Annotated in this window: 18 protein-coding genes; 8 read left to right on the top strand and 10 right to left on the bottom strand. The window is 71.9% G+C overall.

Annotated features, from left to right (window positions below; all coding sequences use genetic code 11):
• Position 1: 1 nt before the first annotated feature.
• Positions 2 to 391, top strand: a complete 390-nt coding sequence (locus ACIBO8_RS35890) for a hypothetical protein (protein ID WP_396119980.1) — start codon at positions 2 to 4, stop codon at positions 389 to 391.
• Here ACIBO8_RS35890 and ACIBO8_RS35895 read toward each other — a convergent pair.
• Both ACIBO8_RS35895 and ACIBO8_RS35900 read right to left on the bottom strand, forming a co-directional pair.
• On the bottom strand, positions 388 to 1131 hold the full coding sequence (locus ACIBO8_RS35895; protein ID WP_396119981.1) for an EAL domain-containing protein: 744 nt from the start codon (positions 1129 to 1131) through the stop codon (positions 388 to 390). The two genes, ACIBO8_RS35890 and ACIBO8_RS35895, sit on opposite strands and share 4 nt — an antisense overlap.
• 56 nt (positions 1132 to 1187) lie before the next feature.
• The gene (locus tag ACIBO8_RS35900; RefSeq protein WP_396119982.1) at positions 1188 to 2444 is read right to left on the bottom strand and encodes an EAL and HDOD domain-containing protein; all 1257 of its coding nucleotides are present in this window, start codon (positions 2442 to 2444) and stop codon (positions 1188 to 1190) included.
• Positions 2445 to 2581: 137 nt separating this feature from the next.
• Between ACIBO8_RS35900 and ACIBO8_RS35905 the strand changes: the two genes are divergently transcribed.
• Positions 2582 to 3034 (top strand): hypothetical protein, encoded by a 453-nt coding sequence (locus tag ACIBO8_RS35905; RefSeq protein WP_396119983.1) that lies wholly within the window; start codon positions 2582 to 2584, stop codon positions 3032 to 3034.
• On the opposite strand, the gene ACIBO8_RS35910 is transcribed toward ACIBO8_RS35905, so the two are convergent.
• A complete protein-coding gene (locus ACIBO8_RS35910) occupies positions 3007 to 4611 on the bottom strand; it encodes a DUF6345 domain-containing protein (protein WP_396119984.1) in 1605 nt (534 codons plus the stop codon). The genes ACIBO8_RS35905 and ACIBO8_RS35910 overlap by 28 nt on opposite strands.
• A gap of 155 nt (positions 4612 to 4766) precedes the next feature.
• Here ACIBO8_RS35910 and ACIBO8_RS35915 point away from each other — a divergent pair, with 155 nt between their 5' ends.
• On the top strand, positions 4767 to 5084 hold the full coding sequence (locus tag ACIBO8_RS35915; protein ID WP_396119985.1) for a PadR family transcriptional regulator: 318 nt from the start codon (positions 4767 to 4769) through the stop codon (positions 5082 to 5084).
• Positions 5078 to 5923, top strand: coding sequence for a hypothetical protein (locus tag ACIBO8_RS35920; protein WP_396119987.1), 846 nt, complete (start codon positions 5078 to 5080; stop codon positions 5921 to 5923). Before ACIBO8_RS35915 ends, ACIBO8_RS35920 begins: the two co-directional genes overlap by 7 nt.
• A gap of 14 nt (positions 5924 to 5937) precedes the next feature.
• Here ACIBO8_RS35920 and ACIBO8_RS35925 read toward each other — a convergent pair whose 3' ends face one another.
• From ACIBO8_RS35925 to ACIBO8_RS35940, 4 genes are all read right to left on the bottom strand, one after another.
• Entirely contained in the window at positions 5938 to 6354 is a 417-nt protein-coding gene (locus ACIBO8_RS35925; protein ID WP_396119988.1) for a G5 domain-containing protein, read from the bottom strand.
• Between the two features lie 52 nt (positions 6355 to 6406).
• Positions 6407 to 6628, bottom strand: a complete 222-nt coding sequence (locus tag ACIBO8_RS35930; RefSeq protein ID WP_396119989.1) for a hypothetical protein — start codon at positions 6626 to 6628, stop codon at positions 6407 to 6409.
• Between the two features lie 113 nt (positions 6629 to 6741).
• Positions 6742 to 8985: a putative bifunctional diguanylate cyclase/phosphodiesterase gene (locus ACIBO8_RS35935; RefSeq protein WP_396119990.1), complete on the bottom strand. Its 2244-nt coding sequence runs from the start codon at positions 8983 to 8985 to the stop codon at positions 6742 to 6744.
• Complete coding sequence (locus ACIBO8_RS35940) at positions 8986 to 10158, bottom strand: FIST signal transduction protein (RefSeq protein WP_396119991.1); 1173 nt, start codon at positions 10156 to 10158, stop codon at positions 8986 to 8988.
• Between the two features lie 139 nt (positions 10159 to 10297).
• On the opposite strand from ACIBO8_RS35940, the gene ACIBO8_RS35945 reads away from it, so the two are divergent.
• A complete protein-coding gene (locus ACIBO8_RS35945; RefSeq protein WP_396119992.1) occupies positions 10298 to 10729 on the top strand; it encodes a glycosyltransferase family 2 protein in 432 nt (143 codons plus the stop codon).
• Between the two features lie 6 nt (positions 10730 to 10735).
• The gene (locus ACIBO8_RS35950; RefSeq protein ID WP_396119993.1) at positions 10736 to 10867 is read left to right on the top strand and encodes a hypothetical protein; all 132 of its coding nucleotides are present in this window, start codon (positions 10736 to 10738) and stop codon (positions 10865 to 10867) included.
• A 3-nt stretch (positions 10868 to 10870) separates the two neighbouring features.
• Here the strand turns inward: ACIBO8_RS35950 and ACIBO8_RS35955 are convergent, their stop codons facing one another.
• Positions 10871 to 11611 (bottom strand): class I SAM-dependent methyltransferase, encoded by a 741-nt coding sequence (locus ACIBO8_RS35955; RefSeq protein ID WP_396119994.1) that lies wholly within the window; start codon positions 11609 to 11611, stop codon positions 10871 to 10873.
• A gap of 41 nt (positions 11612 to 11652) precedes the next feature.
• Between ACIBO8_RS35955 and ACIBO8_RS35960 the strand changes: the two genes are divergently transcribed.
• Together ACIBO8_RS35960 and ACIBO8_RS35965 are read left to right on the top strand one after the other, a co-directional pair.
• Positions 11653 to 12204, top strand: coding sequence for an isochorismatase family protein (locus ACIBO8_RS35960; RefSeq protein WP_396119995.1), 552 nt, complete (start codon positions 11653 to 11655; stop codon positions 12202 to 12204).
• A gap of 200 nt (positions 12205 to 12404) precedes the next feature.
• Positions 12405 to 12737, top strand: a complete 333-nt coding sequence (locus tag ACIBO8_RS35965) for a hypothetical protein (protein WP_396119996.1) — start codon at positions 12405 to 12407, stop codon at positions 12735 to 12737.
• Between the two features lie 353 nt (positions 12738 to 13090).
• Here the strand turns inward: ACIBO8_RS35965 and ACIBO8_RS35970 are convergent, their stop codons facing one another.
• Entirely contained in the window at positions 13091 to 13579 is a 489-nt protein-coding gene (locus tag ACIBO8_RS35970; RefSeq protein WP_396119998.1) for a hypothetical protein, read from the bottom strand.
• 61 nt (positions 13580 to 13640) lie between these two features.
• On the bottom strand, positions 13641 to 14858 hold the full coding sequence (locus tag ACIBO8_RS35975) for a thaumatin family protein (protein ID WP_396119999.1): 1218 nt from the start codon (positions 14856 to 14858) through the stop codon (positions 13641 to 13643).
• Between the last annotated feature and the right edge of the window lie 35 nt (positions 14859 to 14893).

The following is a 14893-nucleotide window of genomic DNA, read 5'->3' on the forward strand; positions in this document are numbered from 1 at the left end:
CATGGCCGTAACCGGCGAGGAGGCGTTGACGCGGCTCGCTCAGGACGTCGTCGCTGCCCTCACCCGCGTCGGGTTCGCCGCACGGCACGTGGAATGGGTCAGTGAAGAGATGCCGTCCGGCGGGGCGAAGGTGTGGATAGATGCGAACGCGGACAGCGGACGCGGCGTCTATGTCGCGTGGTGTCATCATCCGGAGCTGGAAACGGTGGTGCGCCGGGCGGTCGAGACGATGGATCTGACCGCTCCAGAGCTCCCCTTCGCCGCCGCTGCTCTCGAGGCGATACGCAAGGCTCTGCACGAGGTCCTGCGTGCCGCGGGCTTCGCGGTGAGCGAACCGCCGGATATCAGTGGAGCACAGGCCATGGTTCGTCTGCCCCGCAGCTGGAGCTAGAGCAGCGGCTCGATGTGGCGGTACGGCAGCGGGCCCGGCTTGGCGATGTAGTACCCCTGGCCGTGCTGCACGCCCAGCGCCAGGAGCCGCTCGTGCTCCGCGTACGTCTCGATGCCCTCGGCGATCAGCAGGGCGCCGATGCTCTCCGAGAAGGAGACCAGGGCGCGCGTCAGCGCGGTGCGGACCGGGTCGGTGTCGATGCCGCGGGTCAGCGAGATGTCGAGCTTGATGACATCGGGGCGCAGCTGCAGGATCTGGCTCAGGTTGGCGAAGCCGGCACCGGCGTCGTCGACGGCGAGCAGGATGCCGGCCGCCCGCAGCAGGCCGGTGACCTCGTGCAGGGCCGTGTAGTCGGTGACCCGCGTGTGCTCCGTGAGCTCCACCGCGATGCGGCGGTTGGCGTGGGACAGCAGCAGGCTGATGGTCCGGGGCGTGAGCAGTGCCTCCACGGAGGCGTTCAGGCTCAGCCAGGCACCCTCCGGCAGGTCGTCGAGCCGGCTCAGCGCGCCCTCGATCGCGAGGATCTCCAGCTCCACGCCGAGGCCCGCCGCGTTGGCGGAGGCGAAGGCCTGGACGGGGTCGGGGAAGTCCTGGTGGTCGAAGCGGGTGAGCGCCTCGTAACCGCGGACCGTGCCGTCCTCGAGCCGGACGACCGGCTGGAAGACGGTCCGCAGGGCGTTGCGGTGGAGCACGTCGCGAACAGCCCGGGAGTCGGGCGGGAGAAGCTGTGCCACGGTCATGACGAAAGAGTCGGACCCGAAGCTCAACCCCGCCTCCAGCCGCCGTCAGGGTTCTTTCAGCTGGCGACGGCGAGCCTGCTCGGGGCCGCTGCCGCGACCGTCTGGGTGGACCAGCGCAGGGCGTCCATGACCGCACCGGTCAGGTCGTTCCCGGTACGGGGGGAGCCCATCTGAGCCATGTCCCCGCGCTCGTACGCGTCGACGACCCGCAGCATCCGCCCGAGCGGACCGGTGCCACGGGTCAGCGCCGCGCACAGGTCCGGCGTCAGCGGCAGGTGGTTCACCAGCGACGAGGAGGTGATGCCCAGCAGCTCCGCGACCGCGGTGATGAGCCCGGCGACGAACGCCGCGTCCGGGTCGCCCTCGAAGCGCTCCGCCAGGTTGTGGCACAGGCGCGCCCGGGTCAGCGCGTTCGTCAGCTGCGCCTCGGTGGTCTCGGCCACGTCGTCGATGACCATGAGCATCGCCCAGCGGCGGATGTGGCCCAGGCCCAGCAGCACCACGGCTTGCCGGATCGACGAGACGCGCTGGATCGTGCCGACGGCGGCGCTGTTGCTGGCGCGCAGGACCCGCATCGTCAGCGCCGGGTCGCTCGAGATGATGTCCACGATCTTGTCGATGTCCGCGTCGGGGGCGCTCAGTGCGCCGACCAGCTCCAGCCTGCGCAGCTTGAAGGGCGGGATGCAGGCCGCCGTCATCACCTTCGGCCGGCTCAGGACGTACCCCTGGCGCAGTTCGATGCCGTAACGGTCGCAGAGGGCGAGATCATCGAGGGTTTCCAGGCCTTCGGCGACGATCTGGATCTGCGGGAAGCCGCGGAAGACCGCGAGCTGCTCCTCGACGCGGGCCGGGTCGCAGTTCGGCAGATCCAATTTCACGTACGACGCCAGCGGCAGCAACCGCTCGTGGCCGGAGTCCCAGACGAAGTCGTCCAGCGCGATGCGGTACCCCACCGAGACCAGGTTCGACACCCCCGCCACGACCGCGTCGTCGACGTCGATGGTCTCCAGCACCTCCAGCACCACGTTCTCCGGGCCGAAGGGCAGGATCATCTCGCCGGTGAGGAACTCGCGGGTCATGTTGATGAAGCACACCCGGTCGCCGACGACCTCGTCCAGCCCGAACTCGGTGAACGCGTTGACGATGACCTGGCTGGTCGCGTACGCGTCACGCCGGTCGGCCGCGACCGCCTGGGTGTTGCCGCGAAAGAGCAGCTCGTAGCCCGCGATGTCGCCGGACGCGTCGAAGATGGGTTGCCGCCCGATGTGCACGAGGCGGGCACCCTGCTGGGGGACCTCCGACCGATTTTCCACGGCCCGACGATCGGCCGCGTTGATCGAGTCTTGAGCCTTCCCTGCGGGCAACTTGACCCCACCCGATCCGGGTAGGCCGTCGGTCTACCCCCGTTCGAGGCGGCTGAGCTGGGCTTTCACGAGCCTACCGTCAGGTCGTGACGCTACGCCGCTTTCTGCCGCCGGAGCTGGCCGGCACTGCCGCGGCGCTGCTCGCCGTGACGGCGGTGCAGCGGATGACCGAATCCGCCTACCCCGGGGCGTGGGCCGGCAGTGTCGCCGAAGGGGTGGGCTACTACGGCGTCATCCTCTGGCGTGACACCCGTGCGAGCCGCGGAGCGGGACGGCTGCGGGCCATGGTGGCCGCGGTGCCGGGAACCCTGGTGGAGTTCGGGCCGGCGGAGGTGCTGGACACGCTGGTGGTGCGGCCCGCTCTGCTCTACGCCGGGCCGCTGCTGATCGGGCATCTGGCGCTCGGCGTCCTGGCCGGAAAGCTCGGCGCCGATCTGGCGTTCTACGCGGTCGTGCTGCCCTGTGGCTGGTTGCGTCGGCGCCGCCGGAGCGGCGCCGACGCGGCACGTGCTCAGGAGGTGCCGGAGACGTACCAGTAGCCGGTGATCGACGCGGCGGGCACGTCGGCGCTGACCGCGCCCTTGCCCCAGAAGTAGTCGTTCATGCTGACCGCGCCGCCGGGGCCGATCGGGCCCATGCTTGCCCAGACCACGTCGGAGGGCTGGTCGTCGATCGACGCCTGCGCCCAGGCGCTGCGGACCGGCATGGGCTTGTTCCACCACAGGAACGGGCTGCGCAGCAGGTAGTTCGCGTACGTGCCGCCGTGCGAGGCGCTGTGGTACGAGACGGTGTGGAAGCTGTTGATCTGGTGCAGGCCGGCGAACGCGGGTCCCCAGCGCTGCCACCACCGCTGGCCGCCCGAGTCGGCGGCGAGGATCAGGCAGGTGAACAGGCTCATCCACTCGACGTCGCCGTTGCCCCAGCGGGCGTCGGTGTTCGCCAGGAACGAGTCGTCGTTGCTGCTGCATCCGGAGAAGCTGAAGCCGGTCGGCGAGCCGTGGCCCTGCCAGTACGTCATGTCGACGTGGTCGGCCCAGTTGCTGTCGTCACCGCCGTACGCGGGATCCTTGAAGTCCTGTTCCCAGGCGTTCTGATCGCGCCAACTGAACTCGACCGGGATGCCCCGGCTGGTGAACTGGCCGTTGAAGGAGTTGAGGTTGTTGCTGGTGTAGGGCAGGCCGGAGCAGGGCCCGGTGCCCTCGCTGCCGACGTCGACGCGCTGGTACGCCCGGGACGTGATCTTGCCGCCGCCCGGTCGTGGCTCCTGCGGCGCCGGTGGTTCCGGCAGCGTGGCATCGACCGCGGCCGGCACGACCACGCGCTGCGCCTGGGCGCCCGAGCCGTCGACGCCGGAGCAGCGCAGGCTCGGCTCGATCCGCTGCAGGGCCGCGGTCAGCGCCGGTGCCCAGTAGACGGGCGTGGCGGCCGACACGCGGATGCCCTCGCCCATCGCCTTGGCGCACCGGGCCATCGCCTCGCCGGCGTCGAGCACCTCGACCGAGCCGGCCGGCTCCAGCGTGCGGGTGCTGAAGGTCAGGCCGGTCACCGCGCCCTTGCCGTCGTACGCCAGCCGGATCTTGGCGCCGGGGCCCTCGTACGGCAGGCCGGCGAGCGTGAAGGCGTACGAGACGGTGGTGTCCAGCGCCGCCGAGACGGTCGTGCGTCCCCTGCGGTCGACCGCCGTGAGCGTGGTCTTGCGCGCGCCGGGCTTGGCGTCGCGCGGGGTGAGCTTCGCCATGGCGAGCGCCCGGGTGGCTCGCCTCAGCGCGTCACTGGTGCTGATCGTGCGCAGCCGCTTGAGCGCGGCGACGTCCAGGACCGTGGTCGTGGTCGGCTGCCCGTCCTCGTCGCCGCCCCGGGCGCGGCCGGCGGCCCGGGTCGGCACGGCGAGGAAGGACTTCTCGGCGGCGTACCGGACGCTGCCGTCCTCGCCGCGCGCGATCTGCTTGAGGCCCAGGGCCCGGGCGAGGCGGGCTGTCTCGTCGCCGGTGAGGCCCGAGGAGCGTACGGCGAAGACCGGCAGGCTGGCCCGTTCGGCCGCACTTGCCGGTGCGGCGATTCCACTCACGCCCAGCGCCGCGGCGAGCGCGGCGGCTGTTCTCTTCTTGGACTGCATCACTGACCCCCGTGTATGGATGCGGCACCGAGTGGCGCCGCGCCCAGTATTTGCCGGGGGATTTGCCGCCATTGCGGTTTTGCTGGCCGTGACGGATGGCCGACAGAGACCGGAACCCTATGCAGAACTAGGAATAGCCGGTACGGTCTCGCGCCATGGGAACACTGCGCATGACGACGCCGCGCCTGCTGGCGCTGCAGGCGATGCTGGACGACCCCGAGCGGGAGCGCTACGGGCTGGACCTGGCCACGCAGGCCGGTCTCGAGCCGGCCACGGTCTACCCGATCCTCGTGGCGTTCGAGACGGTCGGCTGGGTGAGCAGCCGCGAGGAGGACGTCGACGCGCACGCCGTCGGCCGTCCGAGGCGGCGGTACTACCGGCTGACCCCCACGGGCGTCACCGCGGCGCGTGAGGCCGTCGCGGCCCGGCGGCAGCGGGCGGCCCGGGGCCTGTCGCGGCGGCCGGCATGGTGAGCCGCGAGACGTCCACGATCGCCGTGCTCCGGAGCGCCGAGCGGCTCGTGGTGGCGGCCATGGCCGGGTTGCTGCCGGCCGGTTTCCGGCAGCGGCAGCGCGCCGAGTGGACCGCCGACCTGCTGGAAGTGGGCGCGGCCGGCCGGGCGGCGCAGTGGCGCTACCTGGCGGCCGCTCTGTGGACGCTGCCCGCGTTGCGGTCGTTCGCCCGGCGCGGGGTGGCCGCGGGCACCGGTGGCCTGCGCGACGTGGCGACCCCGGCCGGGCTGCGGTTGTTCGCCCGGGTCCTGGTGGCCGGCCTGCTCGCGCCCGCCCTGAGCGTGCTGGTCCTGCTCCTGCCGTTCTGGTCGGCCATCGATTGGCCGGAGGACCCGCCGGCCTGGCTGGCGTTGCTGGGGTGGCTGCTGGCATGGTCCCTGCTGCTGATCCCGAGTATCGCCGTGTGGTTCGGCGGGGCGTGGATGGTCGCCTGGCTGGCCTTCGTGGCGACGGTCCTCGGCCCGCTGCAGCGCGGCCTGCGCCCGCGGCAACGATGGGTCGCCGGCCTCACCGGTCTGTCCCTGCTGTTGCTCTTCGGTGGGTTCCTGACCTTCTGGCAGACCGCGTTCGAGCATCCGGGCGGATCGCTGGGCGCGGCGCTGAGCTGGCTGCTCGGTGACGACGTGGGCGGGGCGACGGGTCTCCTCGGCGCAGTGAGCCTGGCGCTGGGGTGGCGGGCGCGGACGCTGTCCGGGCGCATGCGCGTCGCCCTGCTGGTGGCCGGCGTCGTTGCGGTGGCGCTCACCGTCGCGCATCACACCGCGGCCGCGACCTTGATCCGCCAGCAGCTCCCGGACTAGCGCCCGCCGGCCGGTCAGAAGGTGCCGACCGCGATCACCTCGTCCACCGGCTTGCGGGTCACCTCCGACTTCACCAGCTTGCGCTTCGTCTCCCGGCCGTCGACGACCGTCACCTCGTACGTCTTGGTGCGCACGCCGTCGACGCCGCCGGTGCGCTTCTCCTTCTCGCCCTTGGCCAGCCAGTTGTCCTTGACCGTGCGGGTCTTGAACTTGATCGGCTCGGTCTCGCTGACCGTGCGCTTGCCGTCCCCGGGCGCGGCATCCGTGCTCGGCGGGGCGGAACTGGCTGCGGAATCGGTCGGTTGCGCCGCCTGGAACGTGCCGGCCACGCCGTCGTCGTTGCCGGTGACCACGGCGACGGCGGCGGCGGTCCCACCACCGGCGAGGACAAGGGCAGCCACGATGAGGCCGATGCGAGTCTGTTTCGTCACCCGGACATTCTGGCCGTCCCGTTCCGGCCTCACTTCATCCGTTCGGGCGAGTTCAGCTCGTGCCCACCCCGGTCGGCACGGTGACATCGGAGGAGGATGCGGGCTGCGGCCGGGGCCGGTCGTGGGATTCCCGCGACACGCCGAATACCAGTAGGCCGAGCAGACCGGTCAGGAGCAGGGTGGCGATGGCAAACTCGAGCCGCTCGCGGCGGCGGGTTCGCCACAGGCCGCGGGCCGGGATCTCGTCGTACCACCGGGGTTCGTCATCGGGCACCGGCCCAGTCTTCGCCCGGGAGCGCCCGCCCGTGATCGGCGAAAGAAGCAAAAAGATTTAGCCTCTTTCTGGACCACGTTCGGGCCCATCCGCTCGTTGTCCATGGCCGTACGTCAGCCGGCGGCGGCCGGGGCGGGGAAGCGGTGGGCCAGCTCGTCCGCGCTCATCGGCGGGCCGAGGACGCCGCCCTGGCCGTACGTGCAGCCGCCGGCGACCAGCTCCTTGACCTCGTCCTCCGTGTCGACCTCCTGGGCCACCACGACGTCGCTGAACTGCCGGGCGGCGGCGATCAGCCGGCGGCGGCCGTCGGCGGAGAGCATCGGGGCGCTGCAGCGCAGATCGATCTTGACCAGGTCGGGCGCCACGCCGCAGAGGTCGGCCAGGGCGAACGGGGCCGAGCCGAAGTCGCGTACGGCGATCCGGAATCCGTCGCGCTGCCAGCGGGCCACATGGGCGGCCACCTTCTCGGCCTCCTCGGCCAGGACCCGGGCGCTGACCTCGAAGGTGAGGTCGGCCGGGGTGAGCCCGTTGAGGCCGAGCACGTTCTGCGCGGCGGCGCGGAACCGCTCGTCGGTCAGCTGGTGCGCCTCGAGGTGCAGGTGCAGGCCGACCTCGGTCACGCCGGAGCGCCGCCACGCCGCCAGGTCCCGGCAGCCCTGCGCGAGCAGCCACCGCTCGATCCGGCCGCCCACGTCCGTCTTCGACGACAACGCCAGGAATTCCTCCGGCGCCAGCAGCCCGCGCTGCGGATGCTGCCAGTACGGCGCGACGGCGACCGCCGCCACGGACCCCGAGGAGAGGTCGACGACGGCCGAGTAGCGGGTGACCAGCTGCCGGTGCACCAGTGCGGTGCTGAGATCGGTCTCCAGCTGCATCCGGTTCAGCATGTCGGCGTGCATCTCCGGCACGTACACCTGGAGCTCGCCCTCGCCCAGCTTCTTGGCGCGGTACATGGCGATGTCCGCGTCGTGCAGGACCTGGGCTGCGTCCTGCCCGGCGGTGCTCACCGCGACGCCGATGCTCGCGCTGACGTGCACGAGATTGCCGAGCACCTCGAAGGGCGAGCGGATCTGGCTGGAGACGCGCTCGGCGACCGCCACCGCGTCGGTGACGTTGGCGCCCGGCAGCAGCACCGCGAACTCATCGCCGCCCAGCCGTGAGCTCGTGTCGCCGTCGCGCAGGCAGCTGCGCAGCCGGCGGGCCACCTCGGCCAGCAGCGCGTCGCCGGCGGCGTGCCCGAGCGAGTCGTTGACCGGCTTGAACCGGTCCAGGTCGATGAACAGCACGCCGGCGGTCTCGCCCCGGTCGTGGGCGTCGAGCAGCGCCTGCTCCAGCCGGCCGGTGAACATGGCCCGGTTCGGCAGCCCGGTCAGCGGGTCCAGCTGGGCCTCGTGCACCGCGCGTACGGCGGCGGCGTCGGTGACCGCCATCCCGGCGTGATCGGCCAGCGCGAGCAGCGCCTCCCGGTCCCCGTCCGTGAACGGCATCTGTCCCGGCGCCCGTGCGACGGTCAGGGCGCCGACGACCACGTCGTTCTCCATCACCGGGCACGCCATCGTGGCCGCCGCGCCGGGCAGCTCGCCGCTTCCGTCGTCCACCGCGACGAGGCGCTTGTGCGACATGGCGGCGTCGGTGAGCGGCGCGGCGGTGCGGGTGACCCGGCGCCCCAGCTCGGTCTCGGTGGCGCCGCCGACGGCGGCGAGGCGCAGGTCGTCGGAGTCCGGCCCCGCGAGCAGGCGCAGGGCGGACGTCTGCGCTTGCAGCAGGACGTGGCCGGCCTCGGTGATCGTGTCGAGGATCTCGCGCAGCGGGTCCCGGCGGGCGATGGCCGCCTCGATCCGCCGCAGCGCCTCCACCAGCGCCTGGCGCGCCTCCAGCTCGCGCAGCAGCCGGGCGTTCTCCGCCGCCTGCTGATCGCTGTGCTCCCGCAGCCGGCGCTCGGCGGCCAGCGTCTCCATCATCGTCAGGCTCAGCGACAGGACCCGGGCGGTCGCCCGCAGCAGGCTGATCTCGTCGGGCCCGAACGGGTCCTGCAGGCGGGCCAGGAGCAGGTGGCCGGAGACCTCGCCGCTCATCGTGGCCACCGCCAGGTGACAGTCGCCGACGCCGGGCAGGTGGGCCTGGCGTGCCCCGGACTGGGCCAGCTCGCGCATGAGGTCGGCGGGGCACTCCCGCCGCGGGAAGCCGACCGACACCACGTCACCGTCGCGCAGGACCGCGCACACCTCCGCCTCGGCGGCCGAGGCGGCGTGCTCCGCGGCGACCTGCATCGCCCGGCGCTCGTCGGAGACGCTCGCCATGAGCGCGACGAACTCGGCGAGCAGGTGGGTGGCGCCCACGCCCGAGGCAAGACTCATTCAGCCCACCGCCAGCACGGCGACGGAGTAGTTGTGAAAACCGTTGATGCCGCGCGTACGCGCGATCTCTCCGGCGGAGTAGCAGCCCGCGACCGGCAGGTCTACGTCCTCCCCGGCCAGCCGGCGGATCTCGTTCTCCGGCCCGGACTCGGTGCCCAGCATCATCATCCGTCCCACTCCGTCGAACGCCAGCATTCCCAGCGGGTCCCCGGGGAGCGGGCGTACGGCATCGGCCCGCGCGGACGCCGCCGAGTCCAGCAGCGTGCCCGCGCTCGAGCTGCTGAGCCACAGGGTGCCGCCCTCGGGGATGTCAGCCGGGCACATCAACGCTCGCGTCGCGAAGTCCGCGCCGCTGATGAGCCGCGCCTCCCGGCCGCTACGACGATCCACACAAACAGGATGTTCCAGGGCAAAAAGAGCGAAGGCCTCGGGATCCCGGTACGCGTCGTCGGGCCCGTGCAAACGGTCCAGGTAGACGTCCAGCGCGGGTCGATCGTCGAGTTCCATGATCCGGCCTTGCCCACTGCGGGTGACCAGGATCGGGTCGCCGACCGGCTCGTAGCCGTGCGCTACGCCGATACCGAACGGTGCATCCGACTGCATGGCGACGGTCACGAGCGCGTCGGTGAGCACCTTGCCGTCGTGCAGCAGGAAGGCGGTGTCGTCCGCCGGGCTGGGGGCGGCGCACCCGCCGATCAGCGGAATCGAGGCCCCCAGCGTGTCGTACGCGCCGCGGAGCACTTCCTCCTGCCGCTCGGCGCGGCCGTCCATCACCATCAGCATCGCGGTGTGTCCGCCGTCAGGCAGCGCGGAAGCGCTCTCCGTCGCCTCGGCGCCCACCTCGCGCGGACGCCGGGATATCCCCTCGACCGCGCGGGTCGCGAACCGGAAGCCGGGGCCGCCGAGCGCGGCGACCACCACCCCGTCGAAGATCGGGCCCTCGGACGTGAACTCACCCGCGGTGGCGCAGCCGACCAGCGGTACGTCCCCGGTGACCTTCGTGACGCCCCGCAGCACCGAGATCAGATCCTGGCGCGGATTGCCGAACAGGACGATCAGCCGGCTGTCCCCGCGATCCCGCAGCGCCGCCCGCGCCGCTCGCATGCCGGCGCTCTCCGCGTCCGGGCCGGTCGCCGAGCCCACGCCCATCCAGCGCGTGTCACTCTGAGTCACAGTTTGGTGCCTCCTAGTGGTCCCACTTTCACGATCGACCTCGGCGAAGGAGTGCTGAGCGGAAACGTCGGAGCACATTTGCGCCGTCGTTGAGCACCGGATGAGGTTGCATTGAGGTTGCGGGCCGAACCTTGAGGGCATGACGCACCGGAACCTCCTCGCCGTGCCGCCCGTCGTCGTTGCCGGGCCCGCCCGCGACCTCGCACCCATGCCCTGGCCGTACGCCGTTGCCGCCGTCGAGCTCAGCGTCGTCCTGCCGTTCCAGAACCCCGGCCGCCGCCTGCGCGAGGGCGTGGAGCGCCTAGCCGAGGCCCTGCACTCCCAGCAGATCTCGTTCGAGGTCATCGCCGTGGCCGCCGGCTCCTACGACGGCTCGGCGCAGACGCTCGCCGGCCTCCCGCACATCCGCGTCGTGGACTCCGCGCACATCCAGGACATGGGCGCCGCCATGCACTTCGGCTTCGCCATGGCCCGCGGCTCGTGGATCTGCTTCGCCGACGTCGACCCGGAGACCGAGGTCGACGCGTACGAGCTCGTCGAGACCTTCCACACGGCTCGCGAGAAGGTCTGATCCGCGATGTTCCACGGAATCGTCCTGCTCAGTGCGCCGCTCGCCGTCCTGGCCGTGCTGCTCTACCTCAACGCGTACCTGCACCGCGAGCCCGCGGATGCCGGCGAATGCCCCCGGCGCCGCAGGACCGACGTCTGAAGCTCAGCGGCGCGACGCCTGCACCAGGAAGCGGTGCGCGGTGACGGTGAAGTGCCCTTCGGTACGGATCAGCGCGTCGATGCGGCGCAGCGCACGCTCGTAGCGCTCCGGGCTGAAGTCGCGAACCTGCCACGGCACCGCGCGGAGCTGGTAGACGATCGCGCCGACGTCGTGGAAGGTCAGCGGCGGGCGCTCCTCGCGTACGTCCGTGACCTCCAGACCGGCGGCCTCCAGCGCCGCGACCGCGGTCTCCGCAGTCCACAACCGTGGAGCAGGCGGGGGAGCGCCCAGCTCGGCATTGAGATCGGCCAGATCGTCGCTGCCGACCTGCTGGCTCAGCAGGGCCCCGCCCGGCTTCAGCAGCCGCGCGATGTCCGCCGCCGGCAACCGTCCGTGCCGGCTCAGCACGACGTCGAACTCCTCCTCGCCGCCGGGCAGCTCGGTGACCACGGCGACCCCGAACGGGGTCAGCCGATCCCGGGCCACCGGCACGTTCGGCGCCCAGCTCTCCACGGCGACGGTGTGCGGCGGCAGCGGGGCCAGCTCGGCCAGCAGCTCCCCGCCCCCGGTGTCGAGATCCAGCACGCTGTGCGCCCGCCGCAGCAGCGGCCGCGCGAGCTGCGGATACGACCAGGACGGATCGGATCCGACCGCGCGGCCGTCGAGCCAGGCGAACTCCCAGCCGGTGAGGGGTACGCCCACCGCCTCGCCCACCAGCTCGTCGAAGTGCCGTCCGGAACGCATGCCCGACCGTAACTGTCGTACCCCCGGCATAGCATCGCGACATGACGACACTCACCGACCGCCCGAACACCGCACTCCTGGTCATCGACGTGCAGAACGGCGTCGTGGCGCAGGCCCACGACCGGGACCGGGTCGTCGCCAACATCGCCACCCTCGTCGACAAGGCCCGCGCCGCCGACGTGGAGGTGATCTGGGTCCAGCACACCAGCGACGACCTGCCCACCGACAGCGAACCCTGGAGGTACGTGCCGGAGCTGGTGCGCCGCGACACCGAGCCGCTCGTGCACAAGCGCTACGGAGACTCCTTCGAGGACACCACGCTCGAGTCGGTGCTGGCCCAGGGCCGCATCGGCAGCCTCCTGGTCGCCGGCGCCCAGACCGACGCCTGCATCCGCTCGACCCTGCACGGCGCGATCACCCGCGGCTACGACGCGACCCTGGTGGCGGACGCGCACACGACCGAGGACCTCTCGTCCTGGGGAGCGCCGCCGCCCGACAAGGTCATCGCCCACACCAACCTCTACTGGCACGAGCAGACCGCCCCGGGGCGCAAGGGCGGCACGGTCGAGACGGCCGCGGTCGAGTTCTCCTGATCTTCTCGTGCTGGGGCGGGCCCGCGCCGCAAGCCTGGCCCGGCGTGACGACACCGGGTCCTGAGGTCAGCTGCCGACTACGACTTTCGTCGGAGTGATCGCGCGGGTAAACCCTGCTCCCTGGCGATGCGACGGGGACTTCCCGGCGGGGATAGTCGTCTCATCGCGGCGGACCCAGCCGCCGAGCCGAGGAGGGACCGATGGGCAGCAACGCAAGCGTCCTCGACAGCTTCGCCCGGTGGGAGGTCGGCGCACGGGTGGCGCTCGCCGACCGGGGAGTCGCGTACGAGACCGCCAACCCGTTCATCGCCGATGCGGAGCGCCGGCACGCCGCCGCGGGACTGACGCCGCGGGAGGCGCTGGGTGCTCCGCTGGCGTTCGCCGGCACTGTTGCGGGGCAGCTGCCGGCCGAGGCGCTCAAGACGGGGCGACACCAGCTGGTGGAGATCCTGACGGATCCGGCGGTCGTGCGGATCGGCTGGCTGGCGTTCGGCATCTCGACGGTCTTCCTGGCTGTCACCGCCGTGCTCTGACCACGCCCTGCTCTGACCCCGCCCTCACGGCCGGCGAGCCCTCAGCGCCTGTCTTGAGCGCCGGCCTGTCTTGAGCGCCGGCCTGTCTTGAGCGCCGGCCTGTCTTGAGCGCCGGCCTGTCTTGAGCGCCGGCCTGTCTTGAGCGCCGGCCCGTCTTCGGCGCCCGGACCCGGGGCTTCAGCGAAGCCCGCGTTCAGCGCTGGGCCCGCTCTCGGTGCCGGGCCTGCCTGTCGCGCCGGGCCTGCCTGTCGCGCCGGGCCTGCCTGTCGCGCCGGGCCTGCCTGTAGCGCCGGGCCTGCCTGTAGCGCCGGGCCTGCCTGTAGCGCCGGGCCTGCCTGCAGCTGGGGCCGCCTTCAGCGCAGGGTCAGTCGGAAGCCGCGGGCGCCGGCGGCCCAGGCTTTGCGGAGGTCTTCGGGGTCCGGTTCACCGGCCGCGTCGAAGCCGACCTTGTTGAAGCCGGCGAAGGTGTGATTGTCCCGGCACATGAGCGCGTAGTGCTCGACCACGCCCGCCTCATCGGTGATCACCCGCACGTCGGCCACCCGGCGCCGGCCGCGGTAGCGCACCTCGATCGGTTCGCCGGTGCGCAGGTTCTTCCCCCACGCGAACGGCACCCCGATCAGCAGATCACCCCCGTCCCGCGTGTACGAGACCGGCACCGAATAGCGCTTCCCCGACTTGCGCCCGACCACGTATACGGTCATCAGGCGGCTGCCGATCAGCCGGGACAGCAGGGGCACCCGCAGCAGACCGCGGATGATCCGGTTGGCCACACCCTGCAAAGCCATGGTCTGCGCCCGCGGGCCCTCGGGCCCCGGCGCGGAAGCTCGATCATCAGGCATGGGACTGCCCTCCGCACGGTCGACGCCGCTGCACGTACCGTCGTCGACGCTATACCGCTCGTCAGGCCCGGTGCCATTTCTGGTTGACCATTCCGTTGCACGTCCACAGTTGCAGCGGCGCGCCGTTCGCCGGGTTCCAGGCGGCGATGTCGACGCACTTGTCGGCCTGCGGATTGACCAGGTCGCCCGCCTCGGTCAGCACCCATTGCTGCGCCGGGGTGCCGTTGCAGGTGAACACCTGGACGGCGGCCATGTCGGCGGTGGAACCGTCCGCCACGTCGAGGCACTTGCCGCCCATGCGGATCGTGCCGTCCGCCGCCAGCCGGAAGCGCTGCATCGGCCCGTTCCAGCAGTCCCAGACCGCCAGCCGTACGCGGTCCGAGTAGTCGCCGCCGGGCACGTCGATGCACTTGCCGTGCCAGTTGCTCACGAGCTGCGTGTCTCCCGCGGGGGCGGCCGGCGGCTCGACGGGCGGCGGAGCGGCCGCGCCGTTGCCGTGGAAGGTCACCGTGAAGCCGGTGCATTCCTTGCAGTTGTACATCGTCTGGTTGCCGGCCGTGGCGTCGTCCTTGGACCAGCTGTACGCCCGCGGACACGCCTTCTTGATCGCGTCGCTGTACTCGGTCACGGCATCGCGGTCGGGGTTCACGCACAGCAGCGGCTGCCCCTGGCCGTCACGCTTGAGCGCGCTCGCCGGGCAGGCGTCGAGCAGGGGTTTCGCGCAGCCCGCCTCCGCGCAGTACTGCGTACCCGGTGGGGGAGCGGGCGCACCGGTCGGCGTGATCGTGACGGGCAGCGAGACGGCGTTGACGTAGCTGACGTCGTACCAGGGTGCGCCCCACGGGTCGGCCGGGTCGAAGTTGAACTCCGCCAGGCTGGCGTCCTGCTCCGAGTTGATCGCGCAGTGGTCGACGGCGGCGCCGCAGTCGCCGACCTCGCAGTGGAAGGGTTCGCCGCCGCAGCGTTGCCGGGCGAAGAACTTGCCGCGCCAATGGCCGGGGCCGGAGTGCTCCGGGATGACGATGGTCGCCGAGGCGCCGGGTGCCAGGATCGGCAGTTGCCCGAAGTTCACCGAGCCGTCGTCGTTGACGGTGCTCCCCACCCAGATCTTCTCGGCACTCGCGTTGACGAACGTGACGGTGTGGTCGCCGGCGGCGTACGCGGCCGACTGCTCGGTGAAGCCGGTGCCGAACGCTGCGGTGAGCCCGCCGGCGACCACGGTGAGCGTGGCGAGCAGGGACAACAGCGCGCGGCGCAGGCGGCGCGGATCAAGCTTCATTCCACCATCGTCGCCACCACAGTGGAGGCGAGCCA

The sequence above is a fragment of the Actinoplanes sp. NPDC049681 genome, assembly GCF_044465265.1.
Classification (GTDB): Bacteria; Actinomycetota; Actinomycetes; order Mycobacteriales; family Micromonosporaceae; genus Actinoplanes.